Source organism: Streptomyces sp. NPDC058646 (assembly GCF_042716875.1).
GTDB lineage: Bacteria > Actinomycetota > Actinomycetes > Streptomycetales > Streptomycetaceae > Streptomyces.
Map to the genome: position 1 here is coordinate 17,217 of NZ_JBHXRK010000032.1, position 20,869 is coordinate 38,085.

The following is a 20,869-nucleotide window of genomic DNA, read 5'->3' on the forward strand; positions in this document are numbered from 1 at the left end:
CGGGGTCCCGAACGGCCGCCGCACGGCCGGCCTGCGAAGGTGTGGATACCCGGACGCGTACCCTCACCGTCCACAGCCATGGCGACGTACTCCGGAGGGCATCATGAGTGAGCGGCCGGTCCTACTGCCCTACGCCGACCCGGCCTTCCTCGCCGACCCGTTCCCCCTCTACCGGCAACTGCGCGAGGACGCCCCCGTACGCCGCGCCGTCATCGCGGGAGGGCTGGAGGCCTGGCTCGTCACCCGCTACGAGGACGGACTCGCGGCCCTGTCCGATCCCCGCCTCAGCAGTGACGTCCGCGACGCCTCGGACACCCGGCTCCTGCAGCAACTGCCCGCAACCGAGCGCGAGTCGATGCTCAGCAACATGCTCCGCAGCGACCCGCCCGACCACACCCGCCTGCGCCGCCTCGTCTCCAAGGCGTTCACCGCCCGCCGAGTGGCCGGGATGCGCCCCCGGATCCAGTCCGTCACCGACCGGCTGCTGGACGCGGTCGTCCCGGCCGGCCGCGCCGACCTCGTCGCGGACTTCGCGCTGCCGCTCCCGGTCACGGTGATCAGCGAACTGCTCGGGGTACCGGTCGACGACCGCCACGACTTCCAGCGCTGGACCGACCGCATGATCATGCGGGGGACGGAGCCGCCGGACCCCGCCGTGGTGAACGAGGCCTGGCAGCACATGCGCGCGTACGTGACCGAGCTCATCCGGGCCAAACGGGCAGTCCCCGGGGACGACCTGCTCAGCGGCCTCGTCACCGCCCGCGACGAGGAACAGCAGCTGACCGAGGACGAACTGATCGCCATGGTGTTCCTGCTGCTGGCCGCCGGATACATCACCACGGTCAACCTCATCGCCGGCGGCATCGCCTTGCTGCTCACCCACCCCGGCCAGCTCGACCTGCTCCGCTCCGACCCCGAGCTGCTGCCCGGAGCCGTCGAGGAGCTCCTGCGCTACGACGGCCCGGTCAGCCCCGGCATCGCCCGGTTCGCGCGCGAGGACGTCGACATCGCGGGCGTGACCATCCCGCGCGGGGCGACCGTGCTGGTCGCCTCGGCCATCGCCGACCGGGACCCGGCCCGCTTCCCCGACCCCGAGCGTCTGGACCTCACCCGGCAGGACAACGCCCACCTCGCCTTCGGGCACGGCATCCACTACTGCCTGGGCGCGCCGCTGGCCCGGCTGGAAGGGCAGATCGCCATCGGCACCGCCCTGCGCCGCCTCCCCGGGCTCGCCCTCGCGGTGGCGCCGGACGAGATCAGCTGGCGCCCCGGCGGCCTGCGCGGCCCCCTGAACCTGCCGGTGACCTTCACGCCCGGCGGCCAGGGTGACCGGCGAGCCCGGCTGTCAGGCGACGCGCCTCGGTGACCACCCGGGAGGACCCGGGACGGGCCGCTGCTGCCGCCACCTCCGCCGGGACCGGGCCCGCGGCCCCGCACCGCTCCACACACTCGGCGGCGACGGCGAGCACCTCGCCCGCACCCCGCACCGAGGGCAGCAGAGCCGGCAGCACCTCGGCGAGGACGGCCCACAGGATGGCGCAGGCGCCCGAAGCCGCGACCGAACGGGCCGCCTCCGCAAGCCGGTTGGGCTTGACCGTGCCCAGGGCCGTCATCGCGGCGAGTTCGCGGCCGAGCAGCGGGGCGTCGAGATCCCCCCGGGCCGCCAGCGCCAGCAGGGCCTCCACCGCCGGCTGCCGGCTCTCCGGGTACCGGCCGCCCAGCCCCGCCGCCACCGCCGCGTGCAGCGCGGGCCCCGCAGGTCCGCCCAGCCGGGCGAGGTGCGGCAGCATCCAGGCGCTGCCGTGGTCGCCGGCCGTCGCGGCCAGCGTCACCCCCGGCAGCAGCCAGGCCGCCTGCGTCTCCCGCTCCTCGGGCAGCACCGCCGCCCGTACGGCGTGCCCGCCGTGCCAGTGGTAGCAGTGGGTGAACCCCTCGTGCGGACGGCCCATCCAGTGGAAGGGATCCGGGAACTCCGCCACCAGGGCCGGCCGTTCGCCACTGACGTACGTGACCTGCGCAGCAGCGGCGCCCGTCCGCGACCAGGCCCGGTGCACCCCCGGATCGGGCGCGACGACCCGGCGCAGCGCGACGCCCGGCTCGCCGTCCGGACCGAGCCAGGCCGCGAGCCGATCGCCCTCGGAGGTCCCGAGCCGGGCCGCCGCTTCGGCCGCTGACGCGGCAGCCGGATCGTCACGGCGTACGCGCAACAAGGCCTGCGCGAAGTCGACGGGGCCCGGCCGGATCCCCAACTGCCCGTATTCCGCCAGCCGTCCGACCAGCTCGGCCGCCTCCAGCGAACCCGTTTCCCAGGTCGGCGCGGCCAGCAGGAACGGGGGACGGTGCCCGGACAGCAGCCCGTACCCGACCTCGCGCACCCGGGCCGCGACCACCAGCTCCAGCCCGCCCTGCGCGCACTCCTCGTGCCCCCGGTGCCGCCGCACGTACGCGGGCCCCAAGCTGTACCCCGGAACCCGCCACAGGAGCGTCGCCACCACGACGTCGATCCCGGCGAGCCGGTGCGCCTCGATCTCCTCCTCCGCGTAACGGTGCCCCAACGCCGGCGACAGGGCCGCCGCGAGCGCGTGGCGGTCGCGGTGCGCCTGACGGACGAGCCCGTCGAGGGCCCGCTCGAAGTCCGCCACGGTGTGCGTGGCGGAGTCGAGGTGAGCCTCCGTCAGCTCGACGGTCTCGGCGAGCCCCGCGGGCGCGGCGGCGAGCCGCCGTACGGGCGGCGCGGCGAGAAGGGTGTCCTGAGCGGCGGTCCAGATCATGCCGCAACGCTAGAGCCACCCACCGACACGCCTCGTCGTGACTGCGTAGGAGAGGCCGGGTGCGCGGGTCAGGCGGGCCCAGGCGGGCCAGGTGGCTGACGCGGATCGGGCGGGGTGTACGCGAAGGCCGTCCGGGCGAACGACCGGCGCCCGGGGCCCATCTCCATGACGACCGACACGTCGCCCGCCTGCGTGTAGACCGGCCGCCACCGGGAACCCGTGGTGGTCACCGAGCCCCGTGGGCCCTCCTGAGCCGCGCGCCCCGTCCCCCGTATGGGGCGCGCCACCGGGTGGGTGCGTTCTCAACTGACCGGAGGGGCCGGCCGGAAGCGGCGGAGGGGCCCCGGCCGAGGCCCGGCTCGCGACTGCCTGTCAAGTCCCGAGTTCCGGTGGCATGTGGGGCCCGGGGTGGGGAGGGCTTACTGGAACGGCCCCGTTTCACCTCACCCCTGCTCGTCGGAGGACCGCCATGGCTCGTACGTCCCGGCCCCGGCCCACACCCGGGCCACGGCCCCGGCGTCTGGTGGTGTTCGCCCTGTCGGCCGTGCTGGTGGGGGGAGGGGCGCTGCTGCCGGGCAGCGCGTTCGCCGCTCCGTCGGTCGAGCCCGGCCCGAGCCCGGCGCCCGCCCCGCAGAAGCCGGCCCCGGCTCCGGCGCCCGAGCCGGCCCCGGAGGCGAACCCGGCCCCCGAGCCGCCCCCGGAGGGGGAGCGGGCAGCAGGCCCACCGTCAGGCGCCGGCCGTCCAGACTTCCGGGCCGCCGCCCTCCCAGCGGATCGGGCCGTCCTCGGACAGGTCGACGCCCTCGAGGCCGGCCCGGCGCAGCAGCTCGGACACGTCGGCGGGATGGTGGGCGCGGCCGAGGTCGGCGTCGACGCCGAGCGCGTGCACGGTGACCTTGCGGCCGCCCCTCGGTGACACCGGGTGGATGACGATCTCTGTACGGTCCGACATGCATCCAGCCTGCGGCGGTCCGCTCCGAGCGGCACTCCGGGATCCACCACCGGGGTGCGGTCGCCCCCGCCCCTGCCGCGGAGGGACGCCGCCGGGGCCTTCGGTGCGCGGCATGCGTTCCGGCATCTCGACCCGAAGGCTGGAGGGCCGGCTCGAATCCGCTTCAGCCGCTACGCCCGACCCGGGACGGCCGAGGCGCGCACCCACGGGCAGCCCGTCACCGGACACAGGTGGTAGTCCGTGCCCGGCCGGGTCCGTGCCCGGCCGGGCCTCACGGGATCGCTTGTCCGCCGTGCGAACTCCGCCCGGCGCAGCCGACGCCGAGGGGGCCCGCAATGCTCACCCACGGTGCCCCGGATCCGATCAGCCTTGCGGCAGCTGCCCGGGACGGTCCGTGACTCCCTGGGCCACGACGGCTACGGAGGTGACGGCCGTTCCGGCCTTGCCCCAGTCGCTGTCCTTGAGGGCCACGGTGCGTGCGCCCAGCAGCCGCATGGTCTGCTTGTCGAAGATCCACTCGGTTCGTTCGCCGTTGTGGACCCGGGCGACCGCCACACCCGTTCGGCCTGCAGCGTCCTTCGACTCGGGAACCAGGACGACTCCAGGAATGCGCGCTGCCGCGCGGTAGAGCGCCGCACTCAGACCGGGCGGTGCCTGGAACCTCCCCAGCATGTCGCCGATGGCGACGAATGCCTGCTGATCGGGCCCTGTGGTCGAACCGGAGCCGGAGCCGTGTTGCTTGCGCGTGTCCTCGTAGATCAAGTCCAGTAGCGCGTCGGGATCGGTCGGCAGTGTTTCGAGGAATCGGTACGTGGGGCCGTTGAGGGTCGGCGGGCCACCAGGCGGGAAGGTCTCGGACCCTCGCCCGGTGCGCACGGTCATTCCTGCCGATCCATCGACCGAGTACCAGCGCTCCGCCGACTCGTCGGTGGGGGCCGCCTCCATCCTTCCGCCGTCCCCCGCGACCTCGGACAGGGACGTGGAGTGTCCGACCGTCTTCGCGTACATGAACTGCCCGTCGCGCACCGCCGGGGCGGGCGCGGATCCCGCCGCCAGGGCGACGCGGTCCAACAGCTGCACGGCCGCAGGTTCAGGACGGGCGGCCGTGGCGGTCTGTCCCGGACCGGAGCCGTGCAGAGTGAAGGTGACGGCCACGGCACACGCCGCCGCCACGACCCCGAGGGAAAGGAAGAGGGGGCGCCGGGACCTCCGGCGAGCGGTCCGCCCGCCCTGGGTGATCTCGCGCATCACGTGCTCCTTGACCGGACGACGGCCGCGGAAGGCGAGGTCCCCATCGGCGATCCCGCTCAGTCGCCGGAGGAGTTCGTCATGCTCGGACGGTTCGATCCGTGCGTCATCAGCGGCGTTCAAAGGTGTCCCTCCCGTGCGATGCGCGACGTCGACGCACGTCCCGCGGCCGGCTCCGCGTCCAGATCGGCGGTGGTGAGTCTGCGAAGGCGGCTGCGTGCCCGCGACAGCCGGGAACGGACGGTCGCCTCTGAGATGCCGCAGGCCTTTGCCACTTCCCCGTGGCTGAGACCGGACCAGACGGCCAGGACGATGGCCTCGCGGTCGGAACGCCGAAGCCGGCCCAAGGCGGCCAGGGCGGCCTCGGCCTCGGCGGTGTCCGTCATGCGGGACACCACTCCATCGGCCGGATCCGGGACGGCATCCGGTACGGGCAAGCGCGTCAGTGCCTCCCTGTGGCGGCGGGCAGCCCTGCGGGTATTGCGTATGACATTGGTGGCGACCCCGAGCAGCCACGCCCGATGACGCGTGACGTCGTCGAGGGTCGCCCTGAGTCGCCACGCCTCCAGGAACGTGAGAGAGACGATGTCCTCCGCCCCCGAGCGGTCAGAAGTCATGCGGACGGCATGCGCGTACACGGCCTGGGCGTGCGCTTCGTAGATTTCCGCGAACAGTTGCTGTTCCACACCGAGTAGTGTCCGCTCGGCGCAACTCGTTGCATGTGGCGCTCGTCACGCACCTCAGTCGGGTGCGCGTCCTCGCCACCGGCGAGGCAGGCCCGGGCGGAGGTGCGTGAGGGGCAGACCGTGCTCTGCGTGCAGGCGCTCGGCCACGAGCGAGCGGTGGCATGCCTCCGGGTCGCGCTCGACGCAGAAGAGGGCGGTTGCCGAGTCGTCCGGAAGTTCGGCCACGAGCGCGCCGAGGTCGAACGGGTCGAGGATCTCCCGGGTGTAGCGCTCGACGTACTCGGCCGCCAGCGCGATGCGGTTGCGCTTGCCCACGCCTTGGCGGTCGTCCTCTCGGTACTGGAGGTGGCGCAGTTCCGTCGTCGGCGCGAGCTCCTTGACGTGCCGGTAGTCGATGTCCGCCGCGGCGAGCGCGCGCTGCAGCCGCGCCGAGTTCGCCCAGGAGTACTCGGGGCCCCGAACACCGCGCCGCTGGCGGAGGTCGAGCAGCAGCCCCACGCCCCCGCCGGTGAGCTTCTCCAGGAAGGCTCCGGCAGTGAACTCGTAGACGCCGATCGTCGCGATGCGCTTCATCGCAGCTGTCTGAGGCGCTCGTCGGGCGCGTCACCGTTCACCGGCGTGCCGGCGCGGAAGGTGATGGCGTACCTCCAGGTCTGGGACCAGTGTGGGGCAGGGCTTTCAAAGCCTAGAGGGATGCGCGGAGAACAGCAGGTCAGAGTTGGGGTGGGGAGGGGGCGCGTCGGCGCCGGAGGTCCCGAGATCCCGATCACGGCAGGTCGCCGGCGGCGGTCGGCCCGCCCACCTGCTGGTGAAGGGCTCCAGCGGGTGCGTGCGGCCAGGGGCTGTTCTAGCGTCGAAGGAGGGAAGGGGCCCTGCCGAGCCGGTCCGGTGCGGGGGCCGGGCCCAGCGGCTGTATGCGGGTCGCGTGCGTTCGGCGCCGTCTCCACGCGGATCCGGCACATCAGGTTCCGGGCTGCGCGACGATCCCGGAGAGCAGGTTTGCGTCCCATGCGCACGTCGACTCGTATCGCAGGTGTTCTCACCGGCTTGACCCTCGCACTCGGTGGAGTGGCCTTCACGGCCCCCGCCGCCCACGCGGACGTCACGGCCTGCATCAACCAGGTCGAACGGGAACTGCAGGGCGGCGAGGCCCCGGAGTACGTCCATACGGGATGTTACGTCGGCCTGGCCGGCGACCACGAGCGGTGTGTGTCCACCCTGACCGAAGGCGGTGTGACCAACGGGACCGCGGTGAGCGCCTGCCGGGTGTCGCTCACGTAGGAGTTCCGCGGAGGAGTTCGGTGCCGCCGTGCCCCTACAGCGCGTCCGGCAGGAGGAGCCGGACCAGCTCCGGGCCCGTGACGCCGGCGGCGGTCGCCGGGGGTGCCCTGGTGGAAGGCGGTGCCGTGCACCCCGAGGCGAGGGCCCCGTTGCCGCCGCAGACGGTGCGCAGAGGATGATCGGTGCGGTGCGCCGCCGAAGCCCCGCGCCGGTACTCCGCCCCCCGATCGGGCGTTCGGGCCGGCACCGGGCCGCCGTTGGATGGGGGAGAGGAAGGAGCTCCCCATGCCACCACAGGAACCTGCGGAACGACCCACGACCGAACTCGACGCCCGCTACAGCGCCGCGCTCAACCCCCGCCCGGGCGCCGCGGACGTCACCGCCACCCCATGGGCCGAGGCCCAGCGGCAGCTGGAGGCCGCCGAGATCTTCTGGGTGTCCACGGTGCGGCCCGACGGCCGGCTGCACGTCACCCCCGTGATCGCCGCCTGGCACGAGGGGGTGCTGTACTTCTCCACCGGCACGGGGGAACAGAAGGCGAAGAACCTCGCTCACGACGGCCACTGCGCACTCACCACCGGGCGGAACTCCCTCACCGAAGGTCTCGACCTCGTGGTCGAGGGCACGGCGGAGCCGGTTGCCGACCCGGAGGTGCTGGAGGAGGTGATCGCGGCGTTCGAGGCGAAGTACGGGCCGCACATCACCTCGCCCGAAGGCACCTTCCACGGGATGGGGGACGCGTTCCGCAAGGGGGACGACGTGGTGTTCGCGGTGGCTCCGGACACGGCGTACGGCTTCGGCCGGGACGACGGCGTCTACACCCACACGCGGTGGGCGTTCTGAGCCACCGGGCCCACGGGCTCCGGCCGACTGCGGGTGGCCGGAGCCGGGGCCGGATCCCGGTACGTCCCTCGGTCACGCGCCGGGAGGCCGGTACCGCACCTCCCCGGCTCTGCGCAGGGCGTCCAGCGTTTCGTCGACGGTCAGCAGCACGGTCGTCTCGAACGAGCTGAGCGCGCCACCCCCGCTGATCGCCAGTGCCACCGCGGCCATGGCCACGTTGTCCGGCGCCTCCCACAGGCTGTAGCCGTCGTGGGTGCCGAAGGCGTACCAGAAGCCGTGGAGCTTCCCGCCGACGGACTCGATGTACGACTGGGCGGCCTTCGCCCGGTCCTCGGGGTGACCGGTCAGCCTCGCCCACGTCTCCGGCGTGTAGCTGAACCTCGACAGGTAGAGCGCCATCGTGTCCCTCTCCTTCGTTTCGTCGAGGGGTACCCGTGCGGGTTCGGAGAAGAGCCGGACCGGCCGCGCGTCCCCCGAACAGCCGGGAAGGACCGCACCCGTACGGGCGACCGTCGCCGCCGGGCCGTCCCCACCCCCGGCCCGCCGCAACGGGCGTCCGCCGTCGCGGGGCCGACGCGGCGTACGGCTCGCGCGAGTGCCCGTACACTCGGCCCATGAACCGCACACGCATCACCGGAGAGTGCCTGCCGCAGGCCGCTCCCGCCGCGCGTGCGTTCTCCGCGGGCCGGACGGGCGCCGGCCCCCGGGCCGCCGCCGACGGCCAGGCCCCCACGGCCGGCCGCGGCGCCCTGCACGGCCACGGCTAGCGCTTCCCCACCGCGCCCCGGCCCGGATCCTCCCGTACCACCACCTTCCGCGACGGGCCCTGCCCCGGACCCCGGCCGGGCCGCCGCGCGCGGACCGGCCCGGCGCCGTCGCCCGGGGCGAAGCACCGCCCCACAGCGCACACGATCACCGCAGTCCCGACGCTCCGTCGGCGCTGCTGCCAGGCGAGGGCCGCACGCCGGGCCGTAGCCGCCTCCGAAGGGACCACCGTGAAATTGAGCGGGCTGCTGACCGGCCATGAGCACCACGTCATCCAGGGCGACGCCGACGCGACGCGCATCACCGCGGGTACCACCTTCGACGTCGACCGGGTGGTGCCGGGCTCGCTCTTCATCGCCGTACCGGGCCACCACGGTGGCGGCCCCGCCGCCATCGGCGCGGCGCTCGCGCGCGGGGCGGTCGCGGTGCTCGTGGACGCGGCCGGCGCCGCCGCCGCACCGCCCGGGCGGGAACTGCTGCCCGAGGTGTGCCTCGTGCGGGTGTCCGACACCCGGAAGGCGGCTGCGGTGGTCTCCTCCCGCTACTTCGGCGAGCCCGGCCGGCAGATGGACGTGGTGGCGGTCACCGGCACCAACGGGAAGACCTCGATCTCCTACATGGTCGAATCGCTGCTGAGGATCTCCGAGGGCGCCTCGGTCGGTGTGATCGGGACGGCGGGCAGCCGGATCGGCGACGAGATGATCCCGATGCCGCCCTCGGTGCTGACCACGCCGGAGTCGCCCGACCTCCAGTACCTCCTGGGTCGCATGCGGGACCAGGGCACCGGCAGCGTCGTGCTGGAGGCGACCTCGATGGCCCTGCAGACGTACCGCGTCGACCGGACGTTCGTCGACGTCGGCGTCTTCACCAACCTGACCCAGGACCACCTGGACGACCACGGCACGATGGCCCACTACACGGACGCCAAACTGCGGCTGTTCCAGGGACTGTGCCGGCACGCGGTGGTCAACGTCGACGACGCCGTGGGAGCCGGGATCAGGGCGATGATGCCGGGCGCGGTCACGACGTACGGCCTCGACGCGGAGGCCGACTTCCGGGCCACGGGCCTGATCGCGGACGCCTCCGGCACGCGGTTCACACTGCACCACGCCGGCCGGGAGTACCAGGCGGCCGTCCCGGTCCCCGGCCGGTTCTCCGTGTCCAACGCGCTCGCGGCCGTGGCCGCCTGCCGGGTCCTGGGGCACGACCTCGACGGACTGGTCGCCGCGCTCGCCCAGATGCCGCCCGTACCGGGCCGGTTCGAACGGTTCGTGACCCCCGGCGGCACGTCGGTGATCGTGGACTACGCCCACTCGCCCGACTCCCTGGACAAGGTCCTCACGGCCATCCGCGGCTTCGCCCGGGGCCGGGTCATCACCGTCTTCGGCTGCGGAGGGGACCGGGACACCACCAAGCGGGCGGAGATGGGCCGGATCGCCGGAACCCACTCCGACCTGTGCGTCCTGACCTCGGACAATCCCCGCACCGAGGACCCCGAACTGATCCTGGACCAGATCGCCCCCGGCATCGAGGCGACCGGCACGCCGTACGAGCGCTCCGCCGACCGGCGGCGGGCCATCGGGCTCGCGCTGACCGCCGCGCGGCCCGACGACGTCGTCCTCATCGCCGGAAAGGGCAGCGAGCCGCACCAGATCGTCGGCGAGGCACTGCTTCCCTTCAGCGACATGGCGACCGTACGCGACCTCGTCCGGACCACCGGGGACCGGAACGCCTAGACCTCGTCGGCGCGTTCGCCGTGCGGTGCCTGTGAGCCGTCGCCGCGCGTGGGCGTCGCCGCCGGGCGGCGACGGCTCACGGTGCACGGACGGGCCAGGGGCGGGCCAGGGACAGCTGAAGCGGCCGTTGATCGTGCAGCCGCGGGCGTTGTCCACCGAGGTGGTCGCCGTGGCCCTGTTGTCGGCGGGCACCGGGTCCTGCTGGGCGGCGCCTGTGCAGGTCCGCCGTCCCCCCGGGAGGTCTGGCTCTCCAGGCGCCGGGCCGGGCGGGGCTGCTGATCGTGCTGTCGGTGATCAGGATCCCGTGCGGCTTCGCCACGTCGGTGTTCGGCGGGGCGAGGTAGCCGTGGTGTCCGCCGGCCGGGCGCCCCGGTCGCCGAAGACGAAGTCGACGTATCCCGCGATGAAGCAGTGGCGGAAGTACTGCCGGTACTGGCCGGTGGCCGAGGGGGCCCAGTCGAGGACGGCGTCCTGGTGCCCGATGAAGCACGAATTGAGGTACCTCGGGCGGTCGCTGGTCGCCGGTCGCGTGGAGGGCCACGGTCCGAGTGTCCTTGCCCCCGGGTGCGCCGACCGCTGCCAGGTGTTCTGCACCGTCACGCCGGTGACGGTGACGGTGACGGTGACGTCGTCCGCCGCGAAGGTCGCGTCTCACTGCCCGCGGTGCCGTAGGTGCCGCCGCCGGGCTTCGGCGTGCCGGAGGCGTTGTCGCAGGTGATGACGACGTCCTCGGCATGGCCGGCCGCGCCGTGGGGGCAGCCCGCGTTTGGCGGTGGGGACCTTCACCGTCTCCCGGTAGGTGCCGCGTGCGACGAGGACGGTATCGCCCGCGGCAGCGGCGTCGACGGCCGCCTGGACGGTCCGGTGGGCCGCGGCGACCGTCAGCGTACGGCCGCAGGCCCCTGGCCTGAGGGGGCGGGTGCGGCCCTGCCGCAGTTCTCGGTGAGGACGCCGACGCCTGCCGTCGCCGCCAGCTTCGCGGGCAGTCCGGCGGCGGGTTCCAGTCAGGCGGTGAGGGTGGGTTCCCAGTCGGCGGCCGCCTTGATCTTCTTCCCGGGATTCGCCGGGTTGCGGGCGGCGACCAGGTCCACGGGGGCGCCGCCGACGAGGTTGCCGCTGCCCGCGAAGGCTCCCGTGCCGTCACCGCTGAGCAGCTGGGAGACCTTCCCGGCCGGCAGCAGGTGGGTGCGCCGGCCGGGCCCGGCCGTCCGGAAGCCTGCCGTCAGCGCTTGCCGCGGAGCCGTCCGAGCAGTCCGCGGGCCTGCTCCCGCTTGCGCGGGTCGGCAGCCGCACGTCGAACCGAGGCGATCGTCTGCCGACCCTGGGGGCTGCGGCTGAACTGCTTGATCTTGGCGAGTAGTCCGGACATGTGCGCTCCCGATGGGTGGGTCTTCCTGACGCTACGTCGTGTGCCCGCCGACGACCCGTCGAAACGCGTCCGGCGATGCCGGGCGTCTCCTCGGGGCCGTCCCGCGACGAGCCGCCCCCCGTTCAGCGCCGCGGGACGGCCGCGGTCAGGCGGCCGGCGGCCCCGGACGTCGCTGCGCCCACGGCCGGACCGCCTCCAGCTGCGCCGCCACCCGCAGCACGCCCACCTCGTCGTCGCGGCGGCCCACCAACTGCACGGCGAGCGGCAGCCCGTCGCCGCCCTGGCCGGCCGGTACGGAGGCGGCCGGATGCCCGGTGACGTTCCACAGCGCGGTGTAGGCGACCATCGGCCGCGAACGCGCCAGCGCCGTCAGCAGCCCGGCGCCGTCCAGCGCACCGACCGGGCGCGGGCGCTCGGCGACGACCGGAGTCAGCAGCAGGTCCATCGTGGTGAACATCCGGTCGACGCGCTCCGCCAGCCGCTCGCCCGCCAGGACCCCGCGTTCCACCGCGGACCCGGGGACCAGCCGGGCGAGCGCGAGGGTGCGGCGGGTGCGCCGCTCCAGTAGATCGGGCCGCTCGACGGCGGCGGCCTCCGCCCGCACCCCGCCGCAGAACTGCGCGGCGAAGGACGCCGTCGCATCCGGGTAGCGGGGGTCGACCTCCCGGACGTCATGGCCCAGTCCGCGCAGCGCCCCTACGGTCTCCAGCAGGGCCCCGACGTGCGCCGGATGCGGGCGCACCCCGGGCACCGCGGGCTTGGCGGAGTACCCGATGCGCAGCCGGCCGGGCGGGGTCTCCAGGGCCCGAAGCCAGCTCGTGGCAGCCGGGCGGGCGCTCCAGCGGTCGGCGGGGGTGGTGCCGGCGAGGACGTCGTAGAGCAGCGCTGCGTCCCGCACGCTGCGGGTCAGGGGTCCCACGGTGCCGAGGGCGTACCACAGGTGGGGGTGCGGGGCGGTGGACACCCGGCCGCGCTGGGGCTTGAGGCCGAAGACGCCGCAGCAGGCGGCCGGGATGCGGATGGACCCGCCGCCGTCACCGCCCAGCGCCGCCCCGACCAGGCCGGCCGCGACCGCCGCGGCGCTGCCTCCGCTGGATCCGCCGGGGGTGCGGGTGGTGTCCCAGGGGTTGCGGGTGTGGCCGTGGGCGGCGGATTCGGTGAACGGCCACTGGCCGAACTCGGGCATCGCCGTCTTGCCGATGACCACGGCTCCGGCAGCGCGCAAGCGGCGTACGGCCTCGGAATCGGCCGTGACGGGGGTGCGGTTGGCGGCGCCGCCGAAGGTGGTGACCTGCCCCGCGACGTCCAGCTCGTCCTTGACCGCGACGGGCACGCCGTGGAGGGGCCCGTCCGCTCTCGCCGCGTCACGGGCATCGGCCTCCGCGAGGGCCTGCTCGGCGAGGACGACGCGGAAGGCCCCCAGGGCGGGGTCGATACGGGCGATGCGGCGCAGCGCGGCCTCGACGAGGGCCCGGGAGGTGGTCTTGCCGGTACGCACCAGCTCGGCCTGCCGCTCGATCCCCTGGAACATGGACTCCGCGTCGTCGCGGTCCTGTTCCCCGCCGCGTGCGCCGTTCCTGACCATGGCCACCATCCCCTCGCCGCCTACCTGCCGGTAACTCCGGCAAGGCTGGTGGCACGGGCTCCGCCCGTCAAGCGCCGGGCGGAGCCCCGCCGTTCCAGGACCGCGGGCCCGCCCGTCCCCGTCGCCCGCGCACAGCTCCCTCAGGAGGCACCGCCGCCCCGCCCTCCGGTGAGCCCGTCGCCGAGGGGGCTTCGCCGGTACAGCACGCGACGGCCGTCGCGGGCCCGGTCGACCAGCCCGGCGGCGTACAGGACGCCCAGGTGCTGGGAGACGGCGCTGGGCGTCACGCGCAGGCGGCGGGCGAGCTCCACCGTGGCCAGCGGCTCCGCGAGCAGGACGAGCAGCCGCGTCCGCGCCGCGCCGATGAGCGGTACGAGGGCGGCCCGGGGGTCCTGACCGGAGGGTCCGGCGGGGCCGGCGGCGGGTTCGGGCTCCCACAGCGTCGCCACGCCACGGCAGGGATAGAGCAGGGACGGCGGCTCCGCCGGGCCCACCGGCGGCGCGCACTTGTGCGCGAACACGGAGGGCACGAGCAGCATCCCCCGGCCGGACGCCGCCGTCCGGAAGCTCTTGATGGTGCGGTCGACGTGCAGCACACCCCGGGACCCGGCGTCCTCCCAGCGCAGTTGGGGGTGCATGTCGGAGAAGAGCAGCCGGGCGCCGCCGCGGGCGAGCTGCCGCGCCCGGTAGGTCATGTCCGCCTCGGCGACGAGCCGGATCTGCGGCCAGGCCGGCCGCACGGCGGCCTCCCAGTAGCGGTGCAGGAGCACGCAGATCCGGTCCCGCAGCGCGAGGACGGACCCCTCCCCGCCGGCGGCCGCCGCGCGCAGCGGCTCCGGCAGCGGGTCGGGGGCGTGCGCGGCCGCCAGGTCACGGCTCACCAGGCCGGCCGGGGTGCGGCGGACCACGGCCAGCTCCGCTTCGAAGTCCGGCTCGAAGACGGCCGGCCGCGGGGTGAGGAAGTCGGGCAGCGTCAGCCGGTCCGCCACCAGCGCCGTCAGCAGAGCGGTGTCCAGGCCACCGAGCCGGCCGAGGACCGCGCTGCGCCACGGCAGGTGCAGCGGGGACACTCCGGGATCGCGCAGCACCCGCAGGCTCAGGACGGTCTCGCCGAGAGGCGAGAGGGCGAACCGGGTGTCGGCGAGGTCCTCCACGCCCAGCTCGAAACTGATCATTAAGCCGTAAGCTACATCAATTGGCAGGGCACGTGCGGCGCCGTGCACTGGCTCCCATGACCTTCCTCGACCTCCCCGCCCGCCCGGCCGCCGGGGTGCCCGGATGAGCCGCCGCCTGGTGCTGCTCCTCGCCGTGGCCTGCGCCGTCGCCGTCGGCAACCTGTACTTCCCGCAGGCCTTGGGCCCGTTGGTCGCCGAGGGGCTGGGGGTCCCGGCCGGCACGGCCACCCTCGTGGTGACGGCCACCCAGATCGGCTACACCGCCGGGATGGTCCTGCTCGTACCGCTGGGCGACCGGTTCCGGCACCGCTCGCTGCTGGTCGTGCTCCTGTCGCTGACCGGGCTCGCCCTGCTGGCCGCGGGCTGCGCGCCGGCGCTGCCGCCGCTGGTCGCGGCGAGCGCCCTGGTGGGACTGACCACCGTGGCCGCGCAGATCATCGGTCCGATGGCGGCGGGCCTGGTGGAACCCGGGCGGCGGGGCGCCGTACTGGGCACGCTGCTGAGCGGATCGACCGGCGGCATGCTGCTGGCCCGCACCTTCAGCGGGGTGCTCGGCGAGCGGCTGGGCTGGCGGGCGCCGTACCTGGTGGCCGCGGTGGTGGCCCTGCTGCTCGCGGCCGTCCTCGCGTACGCGGTGCCGGTGACGACCCCGACGGCGGCGCGCCGGCCGTACGCGGAGATCCTGACCGAGCCGCTGCGGCTGCTGCGCGCGGAGCCGCAGTTGCGCCGGTCCTGCCTCTACCAGGCCGCCGTCTTCGGAGGGTTCTCGGCCGCCTGGACCTGCGTGGCCCTGCTGCTGACCGGGCCGGCGTACGGGCGGGGAGCGGAGGCCGTCGGCCTGCTGGCGCTGGTGGGCGGGGTGACCATGCTCTGCACCCCCGTGGCCGGGCGGCTGGTGGACCGGCACGGGCCGGGTCCCGTCAACCTGGTGTCGCTGCTCGGTGTGCTGGGCGCGGCCCCGGTCCTCGCGGCCGGTGCCCGCGGGGGCACCGCGGGGCTCGTCTCGCTGGCGGCGGGCATCCTGCTGCTGGACGTCGCCATGCAGTGCGGGGCGGTGGCCAACCAGACACGGGTGTACGCACTGCGCCCGGACGCCCGGAGCCGGCTCAACACCGCGTACATGACCTGTGCCTACACCGGCGGGACGGCCGGTTCCTGGCTGGGCGTCCGCCTCCACACCGCGTACGGCTGGCCCGCGGTGTGCATGCTGATCGGCCTGCTCGCCACGGGAGCCCTGGCCCGCCACCTGTGGCCGTCCCGCACCGGCCCCGGCGCCGGCCGGGCGAACGGCCGGGCGGGCGTAGCGCCGCGGGACGGCCGCCGGGACCAGGAAGGGGGCAAGAACCGGGGAGGGGACAGGGGCAGGGAGGGCCGCCGGGACGCGGACGCCGGAGGCGGCGGGGCCCGGATGCCGTCGGCATGCCCAGGTCCCCGCCACCCTCGCCCCTGAACCGGGGCACGGCCACCCCCGGACGGGGCGGGGGGTCACACCTTGCGCCAGGCCGCCATCGCCCAGGAGAACACGCCGAACACCATCAGGCCCGCCGCCACCGCCACCAGCAGCCACGGGCCGGCCGGCGTGTCCGCGAAGGCCCGCAGCGTGTCGTCTATCCCCTTCGCCTGTGCCGGATCGAACCGCACCGCGGCGTGCACGGCGAATCCGCCCGCCGCCGTGAACACCGCACCGCGGGCGACGCCCCCGACCACTCCCACCACTTCGACGGCCCGACGGACCCCGTCCGGCACCCCGGACAGGTCCATGCGCTTGCGGAAGGTCCGCATGGCCGCGCGGACGGCGATGACCACACCCGCAACCGCGATGGCGGCCCCGGCGAGACCCACGAGCCACTGCCCCGCCGCCATGTCCAGCACCCGGGCGGTGACGTCACGGGACTGCTGGTCGCCACCGCCACCGCCGCTGCCGCTGCCGCTGCCCGCGGCGAAGGCGAGGACCGAGAAGGCGACGACCCCGTAGAAGACGGTCCGGCCGGCCGAGGCCAGCCGCTTGCCGGGCTTGCGGCCGTCAGGGCCGGCGGCGCCGAAGACGGCCTCGGAAAGCCGCCACAGGGCCATGCAGGCCAAGCCGATGCCGACGGCCCACACCAGGACGCCACCGAAGGTGTGCCCGGACAGTTCCTGCAGCGCCCCGGTCCGGTCCGCCTCGCCGCCGCCGGTCCCGAAGGCGATGCGGAGCGCGATGAAGCCGACCAGTACGTAGAGCACGCCGCGCGCCGCCAACCCGCAGCGGGCCGCCACGGTGATCGCCCCGGACTGTGCCGTCGAGCGGGTGGAACGTCTCATCCGGCTCTCCTCCTCCCCTGGCGGGTCGCCGTCCGACGCCCCGACGGCGTCCGCCACACGGCGGTCCCCACGGCTTCCGCCTGCCCAGGACCGCCCACCGCACGCCTTCCCGCCCCGGCCGATGCGGTGGCAGGGCGCCGTACGGGACGTGGCTGCGCTGCAAGGGGTTCACGGGGAAGGCAGCGGGCGCCGCCGCCGAGAACTCCCGCAGTCGCCGGACTCGGTGCCGGCAGGCGAGCGAATCGTTTCGTCCCGTGTTGCTTGGCCTGGCACGGCCCGACGACGCCGCCGCTCTGTCCACGCTGCGCGCATCGCCCCTCCGGTGCGAGGTCCACGACCGGATCGGGGAGCAGGTCGCGGAACTCGTGCGCTGCCTGGCACCCCAGGAGGCCTTCAGCCGGCCGTCCCTGGACCGCGCGGTCGCCGACGCCACGGGCGGGCGGCCGGGCGTGTACGGCAGGCGGGCCTGGTAGCCGTGGTCGGGCCGGCCGGTCCACGTACTGCCCGAAGCCGAGTTCCGCCTGGTGCGCACCGACCGCCACCGCATCGACGTCGGCGAACTCGTCCCCGGCACGGCGCCCTTGCCCGCCCCCCAGGGAGCCTCCCGGTGAACCGGGTTCCCGAACTGCGACACCCTCACCTGCGGCTGGGGGACTGCCCGCGGGCGAACTCGCCGTCCTCGACGGCACGGACCGCCTCGCCAGGGTCTGACCCGTCCGGCCGCGCCGCGGGCCCCGGTCACGGGCCCGCGGCACGTACGTCCGCGGCGACACGGCCACGGCTCCGGGCGCGGAGCGCCGGCTCCCGCCCCATATGCAGCTATTGTCCCGATCTGTCAGCTTCGGCACTCATTCGGGGATCAGTCTTGCGCCGACTCACTGTTGCCCTCACGCTGCTGGCCACCCTCGCCGGGGGCTCGTACGCAGGCTCGCGGGCCCTCTCCGCCGAGCGGGACACGCCGGGCGCCGGCCGGGGCACCAACATCCTGGTCGTCGGCATCGACAGCCGCGCCGGCCTCTCGGCCGCCGAGAAACGCCGCCTCCACGTGGGCGGCGAGGGGTGCAACTGCACCGACGTGATGATGCTCGTACACCTCTCCGAGAACGGGCGGCGGGCGAGCATCGTCTCCATCCCCCGCGATTCGTACGTCCAGTACGCCGACCCGGCGGCCCCGCCCGGCGCTCCGCCCGCGGCCCCGCTCCCCGCCCGCTTCGGGAAGATCAACGGCGCGTTCAAGGCCGGCTCCGGCCCGCTGAGCGTACGCACCGTGGAGAAGGCCACCGGCCTGCACATCCACCACTACCTGGAGACCGACTTCACCGGCTTCGAGCAGACGGTGAACAACCTCGGCGGTGCCACCGTCTGCACGGACAAGCCGCTGAAGGACGACGGCTCCGGCCTCGACATCACCGCCGGCGTCCACCACACCGACGGAAACGGAGCACTCCGCTACGCCCGCGCCCGCCACATCAACCGCCCGGGGGACCTCGGCCGCGTACGCCGCCAGCAACGCCTGGTGAACGACCTGTTGGCCCGCCTCACCGCCGAAGGCGCCCTGTCCGGACCGGTGAGCACCGCGAAGACGGCCCGCACCCTGCTGAAGTCCGTACGGACCGACGCGCACACCGGGCTCGACGACCTGATCCGCATCGGCCGGGCCCTCGGCCGCCTCCGCCCCGAACGCACCGAGTTCGCCACCGTCCCCATCCGCCTCTTCGACCACCGCGTGCCGGGCGTCGGCTCCACCCTCGTCTGGGACGAGGCCCGCTCCGCCGCGCTGTGGGAGGCCCTGGCCGCGGACCGGCCCGTCACGGGAGACACCCGCATCCAGCCCGTTCCGGAAACCCCGGCCGCGGTGGACCCCGCCAAGATCAAGGTCCGCGTGGACGACGCGACCCTCGCCGCGGCCCTGGGCCGCAACGGATTCGCCGTCACCGACACCTCGCCGTCCGCCCCGCCGGTCCGCCCGGCCGGCCCGCCGGTCATCAGCTACGCCCCCGGCCGCGAGGAGGAGGCGGCCACCCTCGCGGCCGCCCTGCCCGGCGCCCGCCTCCAGGAAGTCCCCCACCACGACACGGCCCTCGACGTCGCCGTCGGCACGCAGCCCGTCCCGGTCAAGACCGTCACCTTCGACCGCAACACCGCCGAAGGCGCCCCCGTGACCGCCGACACCCTCCGCTGCCCCGGCACGCCGAAACCGCCCGGGCCCACCACCGCCGCAGGCGCCCCGCGGCCTTGACGCGCCGCGCACCCGGCAGCGGCAGAGCGTCCTCGCTCACCGCCGCCGCGGGCGGGCTTCGACCGCCGTCGGGCCGGAGCAGCGCACTCCAAGTCCCCTGAAGAGGCTGGGAGAGACGCCGCGCAGGGACGGGCCGGGTCGGCGGCGGCGTTCAGGCGCAGGGGCGGCCTCCTGCACCTCGTACAGGACCGGGTGGCAACGCACCCGGACGTCCGGCCGCGGCTCAGGAGCGGTGGATCCGGTCCACGCCGTACCACTTCGACACGCAGGCCGCGACCCAGTCCCGCCGGTAGTTCCCCGTGAAGAAGGGCTCGGCCAGACCACCGATGTACAGGGGCCGGTAGCCCACGTCCGTGACGCCCCGGGCGACCTCGGCCCGGATACGGGTGTTCTGGGCGTCCCAGGCCACGGAACGCGCGACCGTGGTGGTCGTGAGCCGCTGGACGTCCGGGACGAGCGCGGCCAGTGAGGCCAGCGTCAGGCAGGCCGCCCCCACGGCGCCGGCCGCGAGGACCGTGCCGGCCCTGGGCCGGTCCGACAGCCACCGGGCGCCCCATGCGCCCACCAGTGCGCCGTAGCCGCACAGCGCCAGCTCCATCGGTACGAGGAAACTCGTCCAGGTACGGGCGTACGTCCACCCGCCCGGCCCGTAACCGCTGCGCAGACCCACCGCCACCGCGAACGAACCGAGCAGCACCACGGCCGGGGGGAGCAGCAGCACGGTGACCAGCACCTTGCGCGGGACGCTCCGGCGCGGCCCCCGATTCCCGGGCCCGGACCTGGCCCCGGACCCGCGGAACCCGCTCGCCAGCCCCAGCAGCACGCCGGCGGCGAGGGCTCCGAGATAGGCCCACTGGCCGGTGACGGTGCCCCACATGTGCAGCCAGTCCTCGAAGGTGCCCCGCAACTCGCCCCCCGAGAGCACCGACTCCCTGTCGGGCTGCTGGGACCGGCGCCACCGGGCGCCCGGGGAGGTGTAGAGCACGACCAGCCCGCAGACTAGGCCGGAACACCAGAGCAGGCACCAGGCGGACGTGCGCCGGTCGCGCGCCGGACCGAGGCGGGGCAGGCACAGCAGCCCGACCGAGGCGGCGAGCAGCCCGCTGACGAGCGCGAACGGCTCGCTCAGCGTGCCGAGCGCGAAGCCGACGAGGAACGCCGAGGCGTTCCCGGCCACGCGGACGGCGGCACGGGGATGGCGTACGGTCCGGACGGCCAGCAGGAGCGCCCATAGGCCGATGACGCTCGGAAGGGTGTGGGAGATCGTGGCGGGGGCCCACAGCAGCACCTGGTAGCTGCGGGTCCCCGCGAAGTACAGCAGCGCCTGGAGGACCAGGGCGCAGGCGAGCAGGACCGGCAAGCGGGGTCTGCCCCCGAGGACCCGGATGACACGACTCCCCAGCAGGACCAGCCCGGCGGTGAAGGAGACGGCGATGACCGTCGGCAGGATCTTCGTCCCGGCCCACCCGTCCCCGTAGACGACGCCGCTCAGGAAGGCGTTGGCGACCCTGCCGTTCTGGGTCAGGTAGAAGTCGGACGTGAGGCCGAGGACCCCCAGGTCCCGGGCCTTCCAGCCGGCGCACCAGTCGTCGGAGGTGGGCCGCAGGTAGAGGCCGAGGAAGCAGCCGACGGCGATCAGGGATCCGGCAGCCGCGACGAGCGTCGCCCCGGCCACCGGGAGGACCCGGTACAGGAAGGGGCGAGGGCCCTTTCCTCCGCTCCCGGGGGACGAAGGGGTCCGGACGTCCTCGTCCTCGACCGCGGCAGTGCTCATCCACCATCCCTTCTCAGCAGGATCCGGCCGGAGAGGCGGCCGGTGCACCCCGCTGACAGCGGTGACCGCACGGCGCGCGCGTACCCATGGTGTGCACGGCTCGCCGCGACCGGCATCCCGGGTGCGCCAGGACGGGTCGGGTGG

At 74.7% G+C, this 20,869-nt stretch carries 20 protein-coding genes; 8 read left to right on the forward strand and 12 right to left on the reverse strand.

The window, feature by feature from the left end; all coding sequences use genetic code 11:
* Window positions 1-103: 103 nt before the first annotated feature.
* Window positions 104-1,366 (forward strand): cytochrome P450, encoded by a 1,263-nt coding sequence (locus ACFWUZ_RS30530; protein ID WP_384380044.1) that lies wholly within the window; start codon window positions 104-106, stop codon window positions 1,364-1,366.
* Here ACFWUZ_RS30530 and ACFWUZ_RS30535 read toward each other — a convergent pair.
* From ACFWUZ_RS30535 to ACFWUZ_RS30555, 5 genes are all read right to left on the reverse strand, one after another.
* Window positions 1,308-2,771 (reverse strand): hypothetical protein, encoded by a 1,464-nt coding sequence (locus ACFWUZ_RS30535; protein WP_384380047.1) that lies wholly within the window; start codon window positions 2,769-2,771, stop codon window positions 1,308-1,310. The genes ACFWUZ_RS30530 and ACFWUZ_RS30535 overlap by 59 nt on opposite strands.
* A gap of 727 nt (window positions 2,772-3,498) precedes the next feature.
* Complete coding sequence (locus ACFWUZ_RS30540; protein WP_384380050.1) at window positions 3,499-3,723, reverse strand: hypothetical protein; 225 nt, start codon at window positions 3,721-3,723, stop codon at window positions 3,499-3,501.
* Between the two features lie 363 nt (window positions 3,724-4,086).
* The gene (locus ACFWUZ_RS30545) at window positions 4,087-5,094 is read right to left on the reverse strand and encodes a CU044_5270 family protein (RefSeq protein ID WP_384380053.1); all 1,008 of its coding nucleotides are present in this window, start codon (window positions 5,092-5,094) and stop codon (window positions 4,087-4,089) included.
* The gene (locus ACFWUZ_RS30550; protein WP_384380056.1) at window positions 5,091-5,657 is read right to left on the reverse strand and encodes an RNA polymerase sigma factor; all 567 of its coding nucleotides are present in this window, start codon (window positions 5,655-5,657) and stop codon (window positions 5,091-5,093) included. Before ACFWUZ_RS30550 ends, ACFWUZ_RS30545 begins: the two co-directional genes overlap by 4 nt.
* A gap of 54 nt (window positions 5,658-5,711) precedes the next feature.
* Window positions 5,712-6,230 (reverse strand): DUF488 domain-containing protein, encoded by a 519-nt coding sequence (locus ACFWUZ_RS30555; protein ID WP_384380059.1) that lies wholly within the window; start codon window positions 6,228-6,230, stop codon window positions 5,712-5,714.
* Between the two features lie 474 nt (window positions 6,231-6,704).
* On the opposite strand from ACFWUZ_RS30555, the gene ACFWUZ_RS30560 reads away from it, so the two are divergent.
* Window positions 6,705-6,938 carry a hypothetical protein gene (locus ACFWUZ_RS30560; RefSeq protein WP_384380062.1) on the forward strand — a complete coding sequence of 78 codons (234 nt, stop codon included), beginning with the start codon at window positions 6,705-6,707 and terminating at the stop codon, window positions 6,936-6,938.
* 285 nt (window positions 6,939-7,223) lie between these two features.
* Window positions 7,224-7,781: a pyridoxamine 5'-phosphate oxidase family protein gene (locus ACFWUZ_RS30565; RefSeq protein ID WP_384380065.1), complete on the forward strand. Its 558-nt coding sequence runs from the start codon at window positions 7,224-7,226 to the stop codon at window positions 7,779-7,781.
* Window positions 7,782-7,853: 72 nt separating this feature from the next.
* On the opposite strand, the gene ACFWUZ_RS30570 is transcribed toward ACFWUZ_RS30565, so the two are convergent.
* Window positions 7,854-8,180, reverse strand: coding sequence for a GYD domain-containing protein (locus ACFWUZ_RS30570; RefSeq protein ID WP_384380067.1), 327 nt, complete (start codon window positions 8,178-8,180; stop codon window positions 7,854-7,856).
* A 215-nt stretch (window positions 8,181-8,395) separates the two neighbouring features.
* On the opposite strand from ACFWUZ_RS30570, the gene ACFWUZ_RS30575 reads away from it, so the two are divergent.
* Window positions 8,396-8,548, forward strand: coding sequence for a hypothetical protein (locus ACFWUZ_RS30575; RefSeq protein WP_384380070.1), 153 nt, complete (start codon window positions 8,396-8,398; stop codon window positions 8,546-8,548).
* Between the two features lie 228 nt (window positions 8,549-8,776).
* Entirely contained in the window at window positions 8,777-10,282 is a 1,506-nt protein-coding gene (locus ACFWUZ_RS30580; RefSeq protein ID WP_384380073.1) for a UDP-N-acetylmuramoyl-L-alanyl-D-glutamate--2,6-diaminopimelate ligase, read from the forward strand.
* A 294-nt stretch (window positions 10,283-10,576) separates the two neighbouring features.
* Here ACFWUZ_RS30580 and ACFWUZ_RS30585 read toward each other — a convergent pair whose 3' ends face one another.
* The 4 genes from ACFWUZ_RS30585 to ACFWUZ_RS30600 all read right to left on the reverse strand — a co-directional run bounded on the left by ACFWUZ_RS30585 (window position 10,577) and on the right by ACFWUZ_RS30600 (window position 14,411).
* Complete coding sequence (locus ACFWUZ_RS30585) at window positions 10,577-10,882, reverse strand: hypothetical protein (RefSeq protein ID WP_384380076.1); 306 nt, start codon at window positions 10,880-10,882, stop codon at window positions 10,577-10,579.
* 622 nt (window positions 10,883-11,504) lie between these two features.
* Window positions 11,505-11,651 carry a hypothetical protein gene (locus ACFWUZ_RS30590; RefSeq protein ID WP_384380078.1) on the reverse strand — a complete coding sequence of 49 codons (147 nt, stop codon included), beginning with the start codon at window positions 11,649-11,651 and terminating at the stop codon, window positions 11,505-11,507.
* Between the two features lie 145 nt (window positions 11,652-11,796).
* Window positions 11,797-13,236, reverse strand: coding sequence for an amidase (locus ACFWUZ_RS30595; RefSeq protein ID WP_384380081.1), 1,440 nt, complete (start codon window positions 13,234-13,236; stop codon window positions 11,797-11,799).
* A gap of 140 nt (window positions 13,237-13,376) precedes the next feature.
* Window positions 13,377-14,411 (reverse strand): ArsR family transcriptional regulator, encoded by a 1,035-nt coding sequence (locus ACFWUZ_RS30600; protein WP_384380084.1) that lies wholly within the window; start codon window positions 14,409-14,411, stop codon window positions 13,377-13,379.
* Between the two features lie 103 nt (window positions 14,412-14,514).
* Here ACFWUZ_RS30600 and ACFWUZ_RS30605 point away from each other — a divergent pair, with 103 nt between their 5' ends.
* Window positions 14,515-15,861, forward strand: a complete 1,347-nt coding sequence (locus ACFWUZ_RS30605) for an MFS transporter (protein WP_384380087.1) — start codon at window positions 14,515-14,517, stop codon at window positions 15,859-15,861.
* A gap of 35 nt (window positions 15,862-15,896) precedes the next feature.
* Here ACFWUZ_RS30605 and ACFWUZ_RS30610 read toward each other — a convergent pair whose 3' ends face one another.
* Window positions 15,897-16,712 carry a DUF1206 domain-containing protein gene (locus ACFWUZ_RS30610; protein WP_384380090.1) on the reverse strand — a complete coding sequence of 272 codons (816 nt, stop codon included), beginning with the start codon at window positions 16,710-16,712 and terminating at the stop codon, window positions 15,897-15,899.
* Window positions 16,713-16,966: 254 nt separating this feature from the next.
* Between ACFWUZ_RS30610 and ACFWUZ_RS30615 the strand changes: the two genes are divergently transcribed.
* The gene (locus tag ACFWUZ_RS30615) at window positions 16,967-17,185 is read left to right on the forward strand and encodes a hypothetical protein (RefSeq protein ID WP_384380093.1); all 219 of its coding nucleotides are present in this window, start codon (window positions 16,967-16,969) and stop codon (window positions 17,183-17,185) included.
* 392 nt (window positions 17,186-17,577) lie between these two features.
* A complete protein-coding gene (locus ACFWUZ_RS30620) occupies window positions 17,578-18,951 on the forward strand; it encodes an LCP family protein (protein ID WP_384380096.1) in 1,374 nt (457 codons plus the stop codon).
* 223 nt (window positions 18,952-19,174) lie between these two features.
* Here ACFWUZ_RS30620 and ACFWUZ_RS30625 read toward each other — a convergent pair whose 3' ends face one another.
* Window positions 19,175-20,725, reverse strand: a complete 1,551-nt coding sequence (locus ACFWUZ_RS30625; RefSeq protein ID WP_384380099.1) for a DUF6056 family protein — start codon at window positions 20,723-20,725, stop codon at window positions 19,175-19,177.
* Between the last annotated feature and the right edge of the window lie 144 nt (window positions 20,726-20,869).

What these genes read in the sequence shown, in the direction of transcription:
- ACFWUZ_RS30530 (WP_384380044.1), top strand. Translation starts at nt 104, where the DNA reads ATGAGTGAGCGGCCGGTCCTACTGCCCTACGCCGACCCGGCCTTCCTC.
- ACFWUZ_RS30535 (WP_384380047.1), bottom strand. Translation starts at nt 2,771, where the DNA reads ATGATCTGGACCGCCGCTCAGGACACCCTTCTCGCCGCGCCGCCCGTA.
- ACFWUZ_RS30540 (WP_384380050.1), bottom strand. Translation starts at nt 3,723, where the DNA reads ATGTCGGACCGTACAGAGATCGTCATCCACCCGGTGTCACCGAGGGGC.
- ACFWUZ_RS30555 (WP_384380059.1), bottom strand. Translation starts at nt 6,230, where the DNA reads ATGAAGCGCATCGCGACGATCGGCGTCTACGAGTTCACTGCCGGAGCC.
- ACFWUZ_RS30565 (WP_384380065.1), top strand. Translation starts at nt 7,224, where the DNA reads ATGCCACCACAGGAACCTGCGGAACGACCCACGACCGAACTCGACGCC.
- ACFWUZ_RS30570 (WP_384380067.1), bottom strand. Translation starts at nt 8,180, where the DNA reads ATGGCGCTCTACCTGTCGAGGTTCAGCTACACGCCGGAGACGTGGGCG.
- ACFWUZ_RS30575 (WP_384380070.1), top strand. Translation starts at nt 8,396, where the DNA reads ATGAACCGCACACGCATCACCGGAGAGTGCCTGCCGCAGGCCGCTCCC.
- ACFWUZ_RS30590 (WP_384380078.1), bottom strand. Translation starts at nt 11,651, where the DNA reads ATGTCCGGACTACTCGCCAAGATCAAGCAGTTCAGCCGCAGCCCCCAG.
- ACFWUZ_RS30595 (WP_384380081.1), bottom strand. Translation starts at nt 13,236, where the DNA reads ATGGTCAGGAACGGCGCACGCGGCGGGGAACAGGACCGCGACGACGCG.
- ACFWUZ_RS30600 (WP_384380084.1), bottom strand. Translation starts at nt 14,411, where the DNA reads ATGATCAGTTTCGAGCTGGGCGTGGAGGACCTCGCCGACACCCGGTTC.
- ACFWUZ_RS30605 (WP_384380087.1), top strand. Translation starts at nt 14,515, where the DNA reads ATGAGCCGCCGCCTGGTGCTGCTCCTCGCCGTGGCCTGCGCCGTCGCC.
- ACFWUZ_RS30610 (WP_384380090.1), bottom strand. Translation starts at nt 16,712, where the DNA reads ATGAGACGTTCCACCCGCTCGACGGCACAGTCCGGGGCGATCACCGTG.
- ACFWUZ_RS30625 (WP_384380099.1), bottom strand. Translation starts at nt 20,725, where the DNA reads ATGAGCACTGCCGCGGTCGAGGACGAGGACGTCCGGACCCCTTCGTCC.